Source organism: Micromonospora sp. CPM1, from assembly GCF_023896895.1.
GTDB classification, from domain to species: Bacteria; Actinomycetota; Actinomycetes; order Mycobacteriales; family Micromonosporaceae; genus Micromonospora; species Micromonospora tulbaghiae.
This window is the reverse complement of the sequence record NZ_JAMHIU010000004.1, coordinates 144,824-160,608: the sequence shown is the minus strand read 5'-3', so window position 1 is coordinate 160,608 and position 15,785 is coordinate 144,824. Positions and strand designations below refer to the sequence as shown.

General features: G+C 73.0%; 14 protein-coding genes. 6 read left to right on the top strand and 8 right to left on the bottom strand.

Translation table 11 applies throughout. The annotated features are described in order from the left end of the window. Nucleotides 1–5 precede the first annotated feature (5 nt). Nucleotides 6–1,049 (top strand): polyprenyl synthetase family protein, encoded by a 1,044-nt coding sequence (locus M8C11_RS06715; protein ID WP_252448809.1) that lies wholly within the window; start codon nt 6–8, stop codon nt 1,047–1,049. Here the strand turns inward: M8C11_RS06715 and M8C11_RS06710 are convergent. The 8 genes from M8C11_RS06710 to M8C11_RS06675 all read right to left on the bottom strand — a co-directional run bounded on the left by M8C11_RS06710 (nt 1,046) and on the right by M8C11_RS06675 (nt 10,274). Continuing rightward, entirely contained in the window at nt 1,046–2,014 is a 969-nt protein-coding gene (locus tag M8C11_RS06710) for an acetylxylan esterase (protein WP_252448808.1), read from the bottom strand. The genes M8C11_RS06715 and M8C11_RS06710 overlap by 4 nt on opposite strands. Further along, nucleotides 2,005–2,694, bottom strand: a complete 690-nt coding sequence (locus M8C11_RS06705) for an N-acetylmannosamine-6-phosphate 2-epimerase (RefSeq protein WP_252448807.1) — start codon at nt 2,692–2,694, stop codon at nt 2,005–2,007. The genes M8C11_RS06710 and M8C11_RS06705 overlap by 10 nt, the downstream gene beginning before the upstream one ends. Beyond that, entirely contained in the window at nt 2,691–3,629 is a 939-nt protein-coding gene (locus M8C11_RS06700; protein WP_252448806.1) for an ROK family protein, read from the bottom strand. The genes M8C11_RS06705 and M8C11_RS06700 overlap by 4 nt, the downstream gene beginning before the upstream one ends. 2 nt (nt 3,630–3,631) lie before the next feature. Continuing rightward, entirely contained in the window at nt 3,632–4,570 is a 939-nt protein-coding gene (locus M8C11_RS06695) for a dihydrodipicolinate synthase family protein (RefSeq protein ID WP_151498879.1), read from the bottom strand. Then, nucleotides 4,567–5,634, bottom strand: coding sequence for an ABC transporter ATP-binding protein (locus M8C11_RS06690; protein WP_252448805.1), 1,068 nt, complete (start codon nt 5,632–5,634; stop codon nt 4,567–4,569). The genes M8C11_RS06695 and M8C11_RS06690 overlap by 4 nt, the downstream gene beginning before the upstream one ends. Next, the gene (locus M8C11_RS06685) at nt 5,631–7,589 is read right to left on the bottom strand and encodes a dipeptide/oligopeptide/nickel ABC transporter permease/ATP-binding protein (RefSeq protein ID WP_252448804.1); all 1,959 of its coding nucleotides are present in this window, start codon (nt 7,587–7,589) and stop codon (nt 5,631–5,633) included. The genes M8C11_RS06690 and M8C11_RS06685 overlap by 4 nt, the downstream gene beginning before the upstream one ends. Next, nucleotides 7,589–8,545: an ABC transporter permease gene (locus M8C11_RS06680; RefSeq protein WP_120570310.1), complete on the bottom strand. Its 957-nt coding sequence runs from the start codon at nt 8,543–8,545 to the stop codon at nt 7,589–7,591. Before M8C11_RS06680 ends, M8C11_RS06685 begins: the two co-directional genes overlap by 1 nt. A 103-nt stretch (nt 8,546–8,648) precedes the next feature. Further along, nucleotides 8,649–10,274, bottom strand: coding sequence for an ABC transporter substrate-binding protein (locus M8C11_RS06675; RefSeq protein ID WP_252448803.1), 1,626 nt, complete (start codon nt 10,272–10,274; stop codon nt 8,649–8,651). Nucleotides 10,275–10,412: 138 nt separating this feature from the next. Here M8C11_RS06675 and M8C11_RS06670 point away from each other — a divergent pair, with 138 nt between their 5' ends. The 5 genes from M8C11_RS06670 to M8C11_RS06650 all read left to right on the top strand — a co-directional run bounded on the left by M8C11_RS06670 (nt 10,413) and on the right by M8C11_RS06650 (nt 15,778). Beyond that, entirely contained in the window at nt 10,413–11,144 is a 732-nt protein-coding gene (locus M8C11_RS06670) for a FadR/GntR family transcriptional regulator (protein ID WP_120570312.1), read from the top strand. Between the two features lie 123 nt (nt 11,145–11,267). Next, nucleotides 11,268–12,215, top strand: coding sequence for a hypothetical protein (locus M8C11_RS06665; RefSeq protein WP_252448802.1), 948 nt, complete (start codon nt 11,268–11,270; stop codon nt 12,213–12,215). A 60-nt stretch (nt 12,216–12,275) separates the two neighbouring features. Beyond that, complete coding sequence (locus M8C11_RS06660) at nt 12,276–12,770, top strand: hypothetical protein (protein ID WP_121684065.1); 495 nt, start codon at nt 12,276–12,278, stop codon at nt 12,768–12,770. A gap of 116 nt (nt 12,771–12,886) precedes the next feature. Then, nucleotides 12,887–13,885, top strand: a complete 999-nt coding sequence (locus M8C11_RS06655; protein ID WP_252448801.1) for a helix-turn-helix domain-containing protein — start codon at nt 12,887–12,889, stop codon at nt 13,883–13,885. A 183-nt stretch (nt 13,886–14,068) separates the two neighbouring features. After that, nucleotides 14,069–15,778 (top strand): exo-alpha-sialidase, encoded by a 1,710-nt coding sequence (locus M8C11_RS06650; RefSeq protein WP_252448800.1) that lies wholly within the window; start codon nt 14,069–14,071, stop codon nt 15,776–15,778. Nucleotides 15,779–15,785 lie beyond the last annotated feature (7 nt).

Sequence of the window (15,785 nt, the reverse complement as noted above, 5' to 3'; positions counted from 1 at the left end):
GCGCGATGGCGCCGACCACCGGGGTGGCCGGCGGGCACGTGGAACGGATGCTGGAGCGCTATCGCGGGCTCGCCCTCGGCGCGCTGCTCGACGACGTGCCCGAGGGCGGCCCGCGATACCTCTACGACCTGGTCGCGGAATACCCCCGGCGCTGGGGCAAAGGGCTGCGCGCCGCGCTGTGCCTGGCCACCTGCCGGGCGTTCGGCGGCGGCGACGCGGTGGGCCTCAACGCCGCCGTGACGGTGGAGCTGTTCCACAACGCCTTCCTCATCCACGACGACATCCAGGACGAGAGCGAGCAGCGGCGCGGCGGGCGGACGCTGCACGCCGAGTACGGCGTCGGCGTGGCGCTGAACGTCGGCAACATGACCAACCTGCTGGCGCTGCGGCGGCTCGCGGCGAACCGGGCGGCGCTCGGCTCCGGGATCGCGTGGCGGCTGTTCACCGAGACCGAGCTGATGATGCGCCACTCGCTGGAGGGTCAGGCGATCGAGATCGGCTGGATCCGCGACAACGTGTGCGACCTGGACGCGGACGACTACTACCGGATGTGCCTGAAGAAGACCTCCTGGTACACGTGCATCTACCCGTGCCGCACCGGGATCCTCGCGGCGACCGGCCGGGAGAACGCGGTCGACGTGCTGGACCGGTACGGCTGGTATCTGGGTGCGGCGTTCCAGATCCAGGACGACGCGCTCAACCTGACCGGCGACTACGCCCGGTACGGCAAGGAGATCGCTGGTGACCTGTGGGAGGGCAAGCGCACGCTGATCCTGATCGACTTCATGCGGCGGTGCACGCCGGAGGAACGCGAACGGCTCGTGCGGTTGCTGAGCCGTACCCGGGCGCAGCGCACCGCCGCCGAGGTGCGCTGGCTGCACGGGCGGCTGCTCGCGCACGACTGCGTGGAGTCGGCGCGGCGCAGCGCCCGGGAACTCGCGCTCGCCGCCCGGCGTGCGGGTGAGCGGGCGCTGGGCGCCGCGGCCGACACCGAGGACGGCCGTTTCCTGCTGGAGCTGACCGACTACGTGGTGGAACGCGCGCGTTAGGCGCCCAGGACCCCGCGCAGCCAGGTGAGCTGTTCGCGCTGGTGCTCGGCCTCGCCGCCCTCGTGGTCGTTGAACTCGTACACCCGCACGTCCTTGTCGCCGCCGTAGCGGTGGTAGGCGGCGAAGCAGGTCGACGGCGGACAGACCTGGTCCCGCAGCGCGACGGAGAACAGCGCCGGAGCGGTCGCGCGCGGCGCGAGCACGGCGGCGTCCAGGTAGGACAGCGTGCGGAACACCCGGTCGGCGCGGTCGCGGTGCAGCGCGAGGTATTCGACCACCTCGGCGTACGGGCTGTCCGGGCCGGCGACGCGCACGCCCCGGCGGATGTCGCACAGGAACGGCACGTCCGGCATGACCGCCACGACGTCCGGGCACAGCGCGCCGGCCGCGAGGGCCAGGCCGCCGCCCTGGCTGAAGCCGGTCACCGCCACCCGCGCCGGGTCGACGGCCGGGTGCCGCCGCGCGGCCTCGGCGAAGCGCACCGCGTCGGTGATCAGCCGCCGGTAGTAGTGCTCGGCCGGGTCGTCGACGCCCCGGGTCAGGAAGCCGGGCACGGTGCCGGCCGGGTAGGGGTGCGGGTCGGGGGTGCCGCCGGTGGCGGCGCTCCACCCCTGGCCCCGGCTGTCCATGATCAGGTGCGCGAAGCCCGCAGCGGCCCAGAACAGCTTCTCGTGCGCCAGGCCGCGGCCCCGGCCGTAGCCGAGGTACTCGACCACGCAGGGCAGCGGCCCGTCGGCCCCGGCGGGCAGGTGCAGCCATCCGCGTACCGGCTCGCCGCCGAAGCCGGGGATCGTGGCGGCGTACGTCCGGATCTGGGTCAGCCCGGTGTCGACCGGTTCGTAGACCGCCCGCTCCGGGTCGCCGCCGTCGAGCGTGCGCGCCCAGAACACGTCCAGGTCCGCCGGCACGTCCAGCTCCGGCCGGTACGCCAGGCAGCCGGCCAGGTCGAGGTCGGTCAGCGGCACGACGCGGCCTCCTCGACGGCCGAGGCGAACCAGCCGGTGATCGTGCTCGGGTGGGTGATGGCGGTGCCCACCACGACCGTCCACGCGCCCGCCCGCAGCGCCTGCGCGGCCTGCTCCGGGGTGTGGATGCGCCCCTCCGCGACCACCGGGACGTCGACCGCGGCGGCGAGCCGGGCGACCAGGTCCAGGTCCGGCCCGTCGCCCTTGGTGGTGTACGCGGTGTACCCGGCGAGCGTGGTGCCGACCAGGTCGGCGCCGGCAGCGGCGGCGGCCACGCCCTCGTCGAACGTGGAGCAGTCGGCCATCACCAGCGCGCCGGTGCGCTCGTGCACGGCCGCGATCGTCTCGGCGAGCGTACGGCCGTCGGGCCGGGGCCGGGACGTGCCGTCGAGCGCGACGACGTGCGCCCCGGCGTCGGCGACTGCCAGCGCGTGCTCCAGCGTCGGGGTGATGAAGACGTCGTCGTCGCCGTCCTTCCAGAGCCCGATCAGCGGCAGGTCCACCGCCGCGCGGATGGCCGCGATGTCCGCCAGCCCTTGGGCGCGGATGCCGGCGGCGCCACCGCGTGCGGTGGCGAGCGCGACCCGGCGCATGGTGTCGGGGTCGCGCATCGGCTCACCCGGGTACGCCTGGCAGGAGACCACCAGGCGGTGACGGAGCTGGTCGACGAGCGCGTTCATGAGACCTTCCAGGCGAGCGAGGCGGCACCGAGCAGCGGCGCGTCGGGGCCGAGGGTGGAGGCGAGGACCGGTACGCCGGCCAGACCGGGCAGCGTCTCGGCGGGCACCGCGTCGCGCAGCGCCCGCCACCACGGCTCACCGAGGCCGGTGACGCCGCCGCCGACCACCACGGCGGCGGGGTCGAGCACGTTGACCAGGCCGCCGACGGCGGAACCGACGGCCGCGCCGCCGAGCCGGACGACCTCCCGGGCCGTCTCGTCGCCGCCCGCCGCGAGCGCGGCGACGGCCCGCAGGTCGGCCACCGGCCGGCCGGTACGCCGGACGTACTCGGCCGCGAGCGCGGGACCGGCGGCGATCGCCTCCAGGTGCCCGCGCCCGCCGCACGTGCAGGCAAGCGATCCGGCGTACGGGGACGGCTGGTGCCCGGCGTGCCCGGCGGCGCTGTGCGCGCCGGCGAGCACCGCGTCACCGAGGACGAACGACGCGCCGACGCCGGTGCCCACGGCGACGTAGAGCACCGTGTCGTAGCCGGCCGCCGCGCCGTGACGTGCCTCGCCCAGGGCGTGGGCGTGCACGTCGTTGATCACGGTGACCGGCACGCCCAGGCGCCGGCTCAGGTCGCCGCGCAGGTCCGTGCCGGTCCACCCGGTCAGCACGTCGGTGGAGGACAGCACCAGGCCGGAGGCGCTGTCGATGACCCCGGCGCTGCCGACGCCGAGCGCCCGTACGGCACCCGGCGCGTCCGCCCGCAGCTTCTCGACCAGGCCGGCGGCGGTGTCGAGCACCGCGGCGGCGCCGGAGCGACCAGGTGTCGGCGCGGTGTGCCGGCCGACGACCTCTCCCCCGGCGGTGACCAGTGCGGCGGTGGTCTTGGTGCCGCCGATGTCGAGCGCGGCGACCAGGTCGGCGGCGCCCGTGGTGCTCAGGTCGGGCATGGTCAGAGCAGCCCGGCCAGTTCCAGCTGGGTACGCACGCGGCCCGTCTCGGCGGCGTCGAGCGGCCGCAGCGGCAGCGACACCGCGTTGCCGGCGATGACGCCCAGCAGCGCCAGGGCGGTCTTGAACGCGCCGACGCCCCGGGTGGCGCCCGCCGAGGTGGCCGGGTCGGCCGCGTCGACGATGCGGAACAGCCGGGTCAGGCGGTCCTGCTCCCGCCGGGCCGCCGCCCAGTCGCCGGCCACGCAGGCGCGGTGCAGCCGCACGTATCCGGCCGGGTCCACGTTGCCCAGTCCGGGCACCGAGCCGGAGCCGCCGGCGAGCATCATCGCGTCGACCACCACCTCGTGGCCGGTGAGCAGGCTGAAGTCGCGCTCCGGCGCGTGCTCGGCGACGGCGAGCGCGAGCTGGCGGAACGCGACGTCGTCGCCGCTGGAGTCCTTGACGCCGGCCAGCACACCCTCGGCGGCGAGCCGGGTCAGCAGGTCGACGGAGAGCTTGCTGTGCACGCAGACCGGGATGTCGTACGCCAGCAGCGGAAGCTCGACCGCCGCGGCGACCGCGCGGAAGTGCCGCTCGATCTCGTGCGGGCCGACGATGGCGTAGAACGGCGCGGTCACGACCAGGCCGTCCGCGCCCAGCCGGGTGGACGCCTCGGCCCGCTCCACGACCCGGCGGGTGGTGGGTTCGATGCAGCCGGCGATGACCGGCACGGCGCCGCCGGCGGTCTTCACGATGGTCTCCAGGGCCAGGTCCCGCTGCCGGTCGGTGAGGAAGACCGTCTCGCCGGAGCTGCCGAGGGCGAAGATGCCGTCGACACCGGCGTCGAGCAGCCACTCGACCAGCCGTTCCAGGGAACGGACGTCGACCTCGCCCTCCTCGGTCAGGGGGGTCACGGCCGGCGGCACGACTCCGGCGAACCGCGGGGCTGGGGTGGTCACAGGTTCTCCTCGACAGACTCAGATGTGGCGCGGCCGGCCGCCGGGGTGGCGAGCGCGACCAGTTCGGTGTTCGCGGTTCCGGCGGGCACCGGGTGGTGGCAGCGGAACTCGTGGCCCTCGCCCTCGGCGGGGCGCGGCGCCGGCATGTCCACGGCGCAGCCGTCCGTGGCGGCCCAGCAGCGGGTCCGGAACGGGCAGCCGCTCGGCGGCCGGGTGGCCGACGGGACCGGGCCGACCAGGGGAATGGGCTCGATCGGTGACAGCAGGCCCGGCGTGGCCGAGAACAACGCCCGGGTGTACGGGTGCCGGCCGCCCTCGGGCAGCAGGTCGGCGGGCGTCTGCTCGACGATCCGGCCCAGGTACATGGTGACGACCCGGTCGCTGACCCGCTTGACGGTCTGGATGTCGTGCGAGACCAGCACCATGGCCAGCCCGAGCCGGTCCTTGAGGTCCAGCAGCAGGTTGAGGATCTGGGCCCGCACCGACACGTCCAGCGCGCTCGTCGGCTCGTCGGCGATGACCAGCCCCGGTTCCAGGGCCAGCGCGCGGGCGATGGACACCCGCTGACGCTGGCCGCCGGAGAGCTGGCTGGGCAGCACGTCGGCGACCGAGCGCGGCAGGCCCACCAGGGCCATCAGCTCGGACACCCGCTGCTCGCGCTGCTGCCGGGTGCCCCGGCGGTGCACGTCCAGCGGGTCACGCAGGATGTCGCGCACCGGCATGCGGCGGTTCAGCGAGGTGGCCGGGTCCTGGAAGATCATGCCGACGCCGGCGCCAATGTGCTCGCGCCGCTCGGCGGCGCTCATCGACCACACGTCCTTGCCGGCGAAGGACACCGTGCCGCTGGTCGGCCGTTGCAGGCCCACCAGCACCTTGGCCAGCGTGGACTTGCCGCAGCCGGACTCGCCCACGATGCCGACCGTCTCGCCGGCCCGGATCACCAGGTCGGCGCCGGTGAGCGCGTAGACCTTGTCCCGGCTGAACATGCCGCCGCCGCGCGCGGCGTGCACCACGTGCACGTCGCTCAGCTCGGCGATCGGCCGGTGCTCGGCGGTGGCGCTCATCGGGCCGGCTCCTTCTCGCTGACGGTGACGGCGGGGTGGTGGCAGGCGTACCCGTGGCCGTCCGTGCCCTCCAGGGCGGGCGCGGTGTCCCGGCAGATCTCGGTCGCCATCGGACAGCGGTCGGAGAACCGGCAGCCCTTCGGGAAGTCGGCCGGTGACGGCACCACGCCGCGAATCTGGGTGAGGCGTTCCGCACCGGTCTCCAGCGACAGGACGGAGCCGAGCAGCCCGCGGGCGTAGTGGTGGGCGGGCGCCTCCATCACGTCGGCGGTCACGCCGGTCTCCACGATCTGCCCGCCGTACATCACCACGACCCGGTCGGAGACGTCGCTGACCAGGGCGAGGTCGTGGCTGACCAGGATGAGGGCGAAGCCGAGCCGCTCGCGCAGGTCCAGGAGCAGCTTCATCACCTGGGCCTGCACCGTGACGTCGAGCGCGGTGGTCGGCTCGTCGGCGATGATCAGCTTCGGATCGCGGGACAGCGCCATGGCGATCACCACGCGCTGCCGCTGCCCGCCGGACAGCTCGTGCGGGTACGCGGCGAGCGTGCGCTGCGGGTCCAGCCCGACCAGCCGCATCAGTTCCTCGGCCGAGCGGGTGCCGCCGCGCCGGATCATCTGGGCGAGCTGGGCGCCGACGCGCAGCGCCGGGTTCAGCGCCGACAGGGCGTCCTGGTAGACCATGGCGATCTCGCGCCCCATCAGGGCCCGGCGGCCCTTGGCGTTCAGCTTCAGCAGGTTCGTGTCCTGGAAGCGGATCTCGCCGCGTACCCGGGCGCCCTTCGGCAGCAGGCCCATCACGGCCAGGACACTGAGCGACTTGCCGGAGCCGGACTCCCCCACCAGGCCGACGACCTCGCCGGGGCGTACGTCGAAGGAGAGCCCGTCGACGATGTCCACGCCGCGGTGGCGGCCCTCGAAACCGATGGACAGGTTGCTGACCTGAAGGACGGGCCGGCCCTGCGGCAGCGGGCGGGCGCGTTCGCGCAGCCGCCGCGCCGCCTCGGCCAGGCCGGGCAGCTCGACCACCTCGCCGGTGCCGGGCTGCGCCTGCTCCAGGGCGTCACCGCTGGTGGTGGACGTGGCGCGGCGCGCCGCCGGGGCGGCCCACGCGTCGGACATGCCCTCGGAGAGCACGTTGAGCGCCAGCACTGTGAGCAGGATCAGCAGGCCGGGGAAGAACGTGGCCCACCAGCCGCCGATCTGCACCATCTCCTTGCCGAACGCGATCACCGAACCCCACGAGGAGGCCGCCTCCTGCGGGGCGAGGCCGCCGCCGATGAAGGACAGCGACGCCTCGAAGACGATCGCGTCGGCGACCATGACGGTGACGAAGACGAGGATCGGCGCGGCGCAGTTGCGCAGGACGTGCCGCCAGAGGATGTGCGGTCGCCGGGCGCCGATGATCCGTTCGGCGGCCACGTAGTCCTCGCCGTACTGGGACAGCACGTTGGCGCGGACGATGCGCGCGACCGACGGGGTGAACACGAAGCCGATCGCGATCACGAGGACCAGCAGGCTGTTCTTGCCGAACGAGATGATCAGCAGCGCGGAGAGCACGATCGTGGGGAAGGCCATGACCACGTCGAGACAGCGCATGATGATCTCGTCGACGACGGTGCGGCTGCTTCCGGCGATCGCGCCGAGGATCGCGCCGACCACCAGCGCGATGCCGGCCGCGCCGAAGCCGACGATCAGGGAGCGGCGGGTGCCGGCCACCAGCCGGGAGAACACGTCGCGGCCGAGCTTGTCCAGCCCGAACCAGAAGTCGCCGTTCGGGCCGGTCAGCGCCGGACCGAGCCCGGTCTGGGTGGGGTCGTGGCGCAGCAGCAGCGGGGCGAGCACGCCGACCACGACGATGAGCGCGACGAAGCCGAGCGCGAACCGGGCCGCGACACCGAGCCGGGCGAAGGCCATGCCGGGGCGGGACAGCCGCGTGGTGAGGGACCGGCGCATCAGTGGCCTCCGCGCAGTCGGGGGTTGGCGAAGAGGTAGAGGATGTCGACGACCAGGTTCACCAGCACGAAGCAGAGCGCGATGGTCAGGACGGTGCCCTGGGCCAGCGCGGTGTCGTTCTGCTGGACGGCGCTCATGATCTGGGTGCCCATGCCGGGCAGCGAGAAGATGGCCTCGATGACGACGGTGCCGCCGATGAGGTAGCCGATCCGCAGGCCGAGCGCGGTGAGCGGGTTGACCAGCGCGTTGCGCAGCACGTTGCGGCCGACCACCACGCGCGGCGGCAGTCCGGCGCCGATCGCCGTGCGGACGTAGTCCTTGTCGAGTTCCTCGACCATGGAGGTCCGGACGATGCGGGCCAGCGAGCAGCCGACCGGTACGGCCAGCGCCAGCGCGGGCATGGCCAGCGACTGCAACCACAGACCGACCGAGTCGGCGGGGTTGACGTAGCCGCCGGTCGGGAAGATCGGGCGGCGGACGGAGAACTCCTGGATGAACAGCAGGGCCAGCCAGAACGAGGGCGTGGCGATGCCGGCCATGGAGACGATCCGGATGACCTGGTCGGGCCAGCGGTCCCGGTACAGGGCGGCCGGGATGCCGAGGGCCAGCGCGATGACGAGCGCGCCGACGACGCCGAGCACGGTCAGCTGGATGGTCAGCGGCAGCGCCATGGCGATCTTCTCGGCCACCGGGACCGACGGCGGGAACGTCATGCCGAGGTCGCCGCGGACGAGGTCGCCGAGGAAGTGCAGGTAGCGCAACGGCAGCGGGTCGTTGAGGCCGTTGGCGGCGCGGAACGCCTCGACCTGCGCCGGCGTGGCCTGGTCACCGAGGACGGACAACGCCGGGTCGATCGGGGAGAACTGCATGATCACGAAGACGAAGAGCGTGATGCCCAGCACCAGGGGGATCAGCGTCAGGAATCGTCGTGCGACCAGGTTCAGGACGGTCAGCATGGATTCTCTTTCTCGTGGCGGGGCGCCGGGACGCCCCGCCCGGCCGCACGGGTCACGTGGGGCCGGGCGGGACGCCTGCGGGGCCGGAACCCCGAGCGCGGGCTCAGCCGGTCCGGCCGGTGCCCAGGAAGTACAGGCCGGTGGTGGAGGCGCCGGAGAAGCCGTCCACCTTGGCCGGGTCGTACGCGGTGACGACCTTGGTGTGCAGGATCGGGTACAGCGGCACCTGGTCCGCCACCATGTCGAGGGCCTGCTTCCACAGCGCCTTGCGGGCCGCCTCGTCGGAGGTCTGCGCGGCCTTGTCCAGCAGGTCGCCCATGGCCTTGCGCTCGGCGTCGCTCCAGCGGTAACGCTGGCCCGGCCAGGTCTCGCCGAAGTAGTACCAGCGCATCAGCAGGTCGGTGTCCACACCGAAGACGCTCGGGTCACCGGTGGCCATGAGCACCCGGAAGGTGTCCTTGGGGACGATGTCGCCGTAGATGGCCGAGGACGGCACGGTGTTCAGCGTGGCGTTGACGCCGATCTTCTTCCACTGCTCGATGACCAGCGGGGCGACGTCCTTGACCACCGAACTGTCGGTGGTGTCGAGCCGGAACGACAGGTTGGTGACGCCGGCCTCCTGGAGCAGGGCCTTGGCCTTGTCCGGGTTGTAGTCGTAGACCGTGGCGGCCTTCTGGTACGCCTTGTTGCCCTCGTCGAGGTAGCTGGTCGCCGGGCTGCCGTAGCCGTTGAGCGCGGTCTTGATGACCGCCTCCTTGTCGATGGCGTAGTGCAGGGCCTGGCGCACCCGCTTGTCGCTGAACGGGGCGGCGGCGTTGTTGAACATGAGGAAGACCTGGTTGAAGGCCTGCTTCACGTCGATCGTGTACTTGTCCTTGAGCGAGTCCACGTTCAGGTACGGCACGGCCTCGATGGCCTGCACCCGGCCGCCCTGGAGGTCCGACACGCGGGCCGACGCCTCGGTGGTGGTGTTCCACGTCATCGTCTCGACCTTGGCGGCGCGCGGGCCGTTGTAGTTCGCGTTCTTGCTCAGCTTGACGCCGGATTCCTTGGACGCGCTGTCCACCTTGAACGGGCCGGAGCCGATCGGGGCGGTGTCGAACGCCTTGGCCGCGGCCGGGTCACCGGTCTTGGCCTTGGGGACGACCTTGATGACCGAGATCCGCTCGCTGAACAGGGCGAACGGGTACTTCAGCGTGAACTCGACGGTCGTCGCGTCCTTGGCGGTGACGCTGTCGAGGAACGACACGAAGCCCTGCATCAGCGGCGGCGCCTTCGGGTCCGCGGGCTTGAGCACGCGGGTGAAGGACCAGGCCACGTCCTCGGCGGTGACCGGGGTGCCGTCGGAGAACTTCGCCCCGTCACGCAGCGTCACGGTGTAGGTCCGGCCGTCGGCCCCGGGGGTCGGGTCGCTCTTCGCCAGGGCGTTGTAGGGTTCCCGCGTGATGGGGTCGAGGTCGACGAGGCCCTCGAAGACGTGCTGGTTGACCGCTGTCGCCACGGCCGAGGAGGCGTTGCTGGGATCGAAACCGCTGGAGAGCGTGAAGGCCAGCGTGGCCTCGATCGACGTGCCCCCCTTCCCGTCGCCCACGGCGTTGGTCGAGGCGGGACCGCCACTGCAGGCCGCCAGCGCGACCGCGAGGCCCCCCGCGAGGGAGGCGACGGCCAGGGAGCGGGCGCGGCCTCGCAGGACGCGCCGGCTCCCCGACGGCTTACCGGTGGTGCTCACGTAGCTGCCTCCATAGGCTCTTCATGCGCTCGCGTGACCGCTCGCGCTCGGGGATGTGAAGCATAAGGTGTATGACGTCTGACGTCTGATGCCGGTAGGGTGAGGGTGTCAGATTCGGGAACGAAGGGCAAGGGGCAGATGACGACCATTGACGCCAGTCCGCTACGCGGCGCCGAGCGGCCGAGCCCTCGCCGGCAGGAGGTCGCCACCAGGATCAAGGAGTACATCCTGCGCAACCGCCTGAAGCCGGGGAACCTCCTGCCCACCGAGACGGAACTGTGCGAGGCCGTCGGTGCCAGCCGCTCCAGCGTCCGCGAGGCCGTCAAGATCCTTTCCGCGCTCGACATCGTCGAGGTACGCCACGGCCACGGCACGTTCGTCGGCCGGATGTCCCTCAACGCCCTGGTGGAGAGCCTGACGTTCCGGGGTCTGCTCAGCGGCGAGGACGACCACCGCGTGCTGGCCCAGGTCGTCGACGTCCGCCAGACGCTGGAGCAGGGCCTGGCCGCCACCGTCATCGACGCCCTCGACGAGCAGCACCGGTCGGAGCTGTCCGCGCTCGCCGACGAGATGCACAGCCGGGCCGCCCGGGGCGAGGACTTCCTCGACGTCGACCGCGCGTTCCACCTGAAGCTCATGGAACCCCTCGGCAACGACCTGCTGGTCCAGTTGACCGAGGCGTTCTGGCAGGTGCAGGCCATCGTCGCACCCACACTGCAGACCGAGCCGGAGGACCGGGTCATCACCGCCCAGCGGCACCAGGCGATCGTCGCCGCCCTCACCGCCGCCGACGCGACGGCGCTGCGCTCGGCCGTCGCCGAGCACTACGCGCCCATCCGGGCCAGCATCGCCCGCGCCGCTCAGTCCTGACCCGCCGTACGCCGGGACCTGTCGTTCGAGCCTGATCGAAGGTCTCTGTCCCGGGGCACGCCCCGTGCCGAAGCTGTCTTCTGACGGGCGCATCGGGCGCCCCGGACGGCCGAGGTGCATGTCATGGCGGTGGTGTCGCGCCGAGCGCGGTCAAGGTGGTACGCCGTCGCGGTCCCCGCCGCCCTCGCGGCGGCGGTGGCCGGGGCACTGGGCGCGCGCCCGGACGTCGCGCCGCCGTCCGAGAGTCACCGCGCGCCCGCGGCGAGTGCCGCCGCCGTGCCGGTCCCGCCCACCGCCGCTCCGGCCGCCGACGTGCGGTACGCCGCCACGCAGGTGCTGATCCGGGACTGCATGCAGCGTCGCGGGTTCCGCTACTGGCCGGTTCCCCGGCAGCCGGTGCCGGAGCTGCGCGAGTTCCCGTACGTCCTCGACGACGTCTCCTACGCCCGCCGGTACGGATACGGCGGCGCCCTGGAACGCCGCCTCCAGGAGGCGATGGCAGCCGACCCGAACGCGCGGTACGTCCGGGACCTGCCCCCGGAACGGGGCGCCGCCGCCGTACGCGCGGTCAACGGCGACCCCGGCGAGCCCGACGCCCTGCGCGCGACGCTGCCGGCCGGCGGCGTGCTGCGCCGCAGCAGCCACAGCTGCACGTCCGAGGCGGAACGACAGCTCTACCGCGACCTGCCCGCCTGGTACCGCGCCACGAAGGTCACGGACAACCTGGCCGGCCTGCGCGTCGGCCGGGTGCTCGCCGACCCCCGCTACGCCGACGGCGTACGGGCGTGGCGGCGGTGCATGCGCGCCGACGGGCACGACGTGGCCGACCCGGCATCGGCCCGCGCGTCGGTGCCCGAGCCGGCTGCCGGCTCCGCCACGCCCGGCGAGATCAGGCTGGCGGTGGCCGAGGCGACCTGTGCGGCCCGCACCGGGCTCGGCCCGCTCGCCCGGCGGCTCGACGCCGAGCATCGGGGTGCCCTCGACAGGCGGTTCCGCGCCGAGGTCACCGAACGGCTCCGCCTGGAGGCCGCCGCGCTGCCGCGGGCGCGCGCCGTGCTGGCCGCCGGTTGACCCACCCCCACGACGTCCGTGGCGGCCCGCCACGGAAGGACCCGACCGAAGGGAAACACCATGAGAGCACTACGGTCCGCGCTGGCCACAGTGGCCGCGGCGGCAGCCGCGCTGGCCTTCACCGCCACCGCCGCCCAGGCCGCGCCCCGGCCGACCCCGCACGCGGACGCGACGCAGCGCGCCGCCGCGGGCAGCGGCTACCTGTACGTCAGCCAGGACGCCTACTGGGCGGGCCGGTGGTGCTGGTGGTACAACGCCGACAACAACTGGGACACGATCAACACGGCGGAGAACGCCAACTGCGACAACAACAACCGGGCCAGCATGCGCAACCTGGCGTCCTCGGCCTGGAACGACTCGAACGGCGGCCGGCCGGTCGCCCTCTACATCCACCCCGACTACACCGGTGCGTACGCCTGTCTCGGCGCCGGCGACGCGTGGGACAACCTCACCGGGGCCTGGTTCACCTGGGGCTCCAACCGGGACGGCTACATGGCGAACGCCAACGACAACATCGCCTCCCACCGGTGGCGCACGAGCTGCAGCGCGGGCTGAGACACCGCGGGGCGGCAGCCGTCCGGCTGCCGCCCCGCCTTACCTTCTTGCAGTGATACACGTCAATGTCGTGGACGAGACTGAGCACGGCGGCGCGCGTCGGAACACTGTGCGTCATGGGGACGCTACGCATCCACTTCACGGCCGGGGATCTCAGCCGCACCCGGCTGGCGGCCCGGCCGGATCCACTGTGGGAGATCATCTGTAGCCTGCACCGCCTCCAGACCCGGGCCGGTTACGCGGGTTACGCCCGGTGGCACCGGCAGATCCGTCCGGACCTGGAGCGCGCCGGTCTCGTCCCGGTCGTCCGCGAGCGGCTCCTGCCCGTCGCGCCGCTCAAGCGCTACTTCCCGGACTTCCTCACACCCGGCCCGGTCGCCGACCTCGACGAGGGGATCGAGCGGGTGCTCGGCACCCCGACCCGGCGGATCCGCACCGAACTCGGGCGGATGGTGACGCCCGTCGACGGCGCGTGGATGAGCGATCTGGCGGCCGGCCGGCTCGCCGCCCGGCACGGCCTCGGCGACGCGCTGCGCGCCTACTTCCGGGTGGCGCTCGCTCCCTACTGGACGCAGATCACCTCCGCCGTCTCCGGCGACCGGGCGCTGCGCGGAGCCTGGGTCCTCGACAGCGGCGCAGGGCAGATCCTCGACGACCTGAGCCCGGAGACGTCCTGGGATCCGCCGGTGCTGTCCGTGCACGGCTACCCCGAGGACCGGGACATGCATCTCGACGGCCGGGGCATCACGCTGGTCCCGTCGTACTTCTGCTGGCACGCGCCGATCACGCTGGCCGACCCCGACCTGCCGCCGACGCTCGTCTATCCGGCGCGCCGGCAGCGACCGGAACCGACGCCGCCGGCCGGCCCGCAACGCCGGCTCGGTCCGCTGCTCGGCCACACCCGGGTCGCGGTCCTGCGCGCCGCCGCGAGCGGCGCCACCACCAGCGAGCTGGCCCGGCGTGCCCGCATCTCGCCGGCCACCACCAGCCATCACACCACCATCCTGCGCGAGGCCGGTCTGATCACCAGCCAGCGGCACGGCAACCTGGTGCTGCACCGGCTCACCGCGATGGGCGAGGCACTGCTCGGCGAGTCGCCCGGGCCGGACCGCTGACGACTCCCGGAGCCGGACGGGGACGTCGACCGGAACCGATCCTTGACGGGCCGGGGTGAATCCGCCTAGCGTGCAGACATCGGACATCTGACGTCTTATAGCTAGTCCGATTCCCCTCCCCCGTCCGGAAGGAAACACGTGTCCCCTCGCCGCGCCATACCGCGCCGCGCAACCGTCCTCGCGGTGGCCGCCCTCACCCTCCTCTCCGTACTGCCCGCGACCGCGGCCCAGGCCGCCGCCCCCGCCGGCGTGACCGCCACCGTCGGCGCCGACTGCACCACCGGCCGGCTGCTGCTCGACCTCGACAACCGCAGCACCACGACGCAGACCTACACCGTCACCTGGCCGGGCCGCTCCGGCTCACCGTGGACCCGCACGGTCGCCGCCGGCGGCAACGCCGAGCTGTACTGGACGCTGTCCCCCGGCACGCCGTACACGCTGCGCACCACGACCCCGACCGGCCTGGACGAGACCACCAGCGGCATCTTCCACTGCGGCACCGGAATGTCCGCGCTGGCCGGCTTCGACTGCACGAACGGCCGCCTCCAGCTCGCCCTGGAGAACCGCACCACGACGGCCCGGGACTTCACAGTCACCTGGCCCGGACGCACCGGCTCACCGTGGACCCGCACCATCGCCGCCGGTGGCAACTTCCTGCACTACTGGACCGTCGGCGCCGGCACCCCGTACACGCTGCGGGTCACCGCTCCGGGCTTCGACACCACGCTGCGCGGCACCACCTCCTGCGACCTGGCCGCCGGCAACCCGCAGCTCGCCACCACCACGCTGCTGACCACGCAGACCGTGATCCGCGGCCTCAACGGCGCGAACGGCCGCTACGACGGCACCGTCGCCTCGGTCCGCATCCCCGGCCTGGCCGTGAGCAACAACGGCACCGTCATCGCCGTGGCCGACGCCCGGGTCAACGGCTCGTACGACCTCGGCGGCGGCACCAACAACATCCAGATCGTGATGATCCGCAGCACCGACGGCGGGCGCACCTTCGAGCAGCCCCGCGTCATCCACGCCCCGCCCACCACCAGCGAGGGCGTCGGCGACCCCAGCCTGCTCGTCGACCGCGCCACCGGTGTCGTCTACTGCTTCTTCACCTACTCCCCCCGGCCCGGCATCAGCTTCTGGTCCGGCGGCTCCGGCCTGAACACCGCCGACGACCCGAACAGCATGCACCTGCGCTACATCACCAGCCGGGACAACGGCGCCACCTGGAGCGCTCCGGTGGAGCTGAACCCGGCCGTTAAGGACCCGACCTGGCAGCAGGCGTTCTTCTCCTCCGGCCACGGCATCCAGACCAGCACCGGCCGCCTGATCCAGCCGATCGCCTACCGGGACGCGGCCGGCACGAGCCACGCCGCGAACATCTACAGCGACGACCACGGCGCGACCTGGCGGCGCGGCGGATCCGCCGGTGGCAACATCAACGAGAGCAAGGCCATCGAGCGCGGCACCGGCGCGGTGGTGCAGAACATGCGGCACAACTCGACCCGCAGCCGGTTCTACGCCACCTCCACCGACGGTGCCGCCACGTTCGGCCCGGCGACGGCGAGCGCCGTGCTGACCGACCCGCTCTGCAACGCCGACGAGATGTCCTACCTGCGGCCCGCTGAGGTCGGCGCGAACCGGGCGCCGGTACGCACCCGCACGGCGCTGTTCAGCAACAACGCGCACCCGAGCGCGCGCAACGACCTCACCGTACGGCTGTCCACCGACGACGGCGCGACCTGGCCGGCCCGAGCGCTGGTCAAGCCCGGCGGCGCCGGTTACTCGACGATGGCGGTGCTGGCCGACGGCACTGTCGGCAACCTGTACGAGGTGGGCAACACCGGCGGCATCTACTTCGCCCGGTTCAGCCTCGACTGGGTCAAGGGCGCCTGAGAGCCGT

Bases quoted from the DNA above. Each gene is read 5' to 3' on its own strand.
- M8C11_RS06660 (WP_121684065.1), top strand. From the start codon at position 12,276: ATGAGAGCACTACGGTCCGCGCTGGCCACAGTGGCCGCGGCGGCAGCC.
- M8C11_RS06705 (WP_252448807.1), bottom strand. From the start codon at position 2,694: ATGAACGCGCTCGTCGACCAGCTCCGTCACCGCCTGGTGGTCTCCTGC.
- M8C11_RS06670 (WP_120570312.1), top strand. From the start codon at position 10,413: ATGACGACCATTGACGCCAGTCCGCTACGCGGCGCCGAGCGGCCGAGC.
- M8C11_RS06665 (WP_252448802.1), top strand. From the start codon at position 11,268: ATGGCGGTGGTGTCGCGCCGAGCGCGGTCAAGGTGGTACGCCGTCGCG.
- M8C11_RS06680 (WP_120570310.1), bottom strand. From the start codon at position 8,545: ATGCTGACCGTCCTGAACCTGGTCGCACGACGATTCCTGACGCTGATC.
- M8C11_RS06690 (WP_252448805.1), bottom strand. From the start codon at position 5,634: ATGAGCGCCACCGCCGAGCACCGGCCGATCGCCGAGCTGAGCGACGTG.
- M8C11_RS06715 (WP_252448809.1), top strand. From the start codon at position 6: ATGGCGCCGACCACCGGGGTGGCCGGCGGGCACGTGGAACGGATGCTG.
- M8C11_RS06655 (WP_252448801.1), top strand. From the start codon at position 12,887: ATGGGGACGCTACGCATCCACTTCACGGCCGGGGATCTCAGCCGCACC.
- M8C11_RS06700 (WP_252448806.1), bottom strand. From the start codon at position 3,629: ATGCCCGACCTGAGCACCACGGGCGCCGCCGACCTGGTCGCCGCGCTC.
- M8C11_RS06685 (WP_252448804.1), bottom strand. From the start codon at position 7,589: ATGCGCCGGTCCCTCACCACGCGGCTGTCCCGCCCCGGCATGGCCTTC.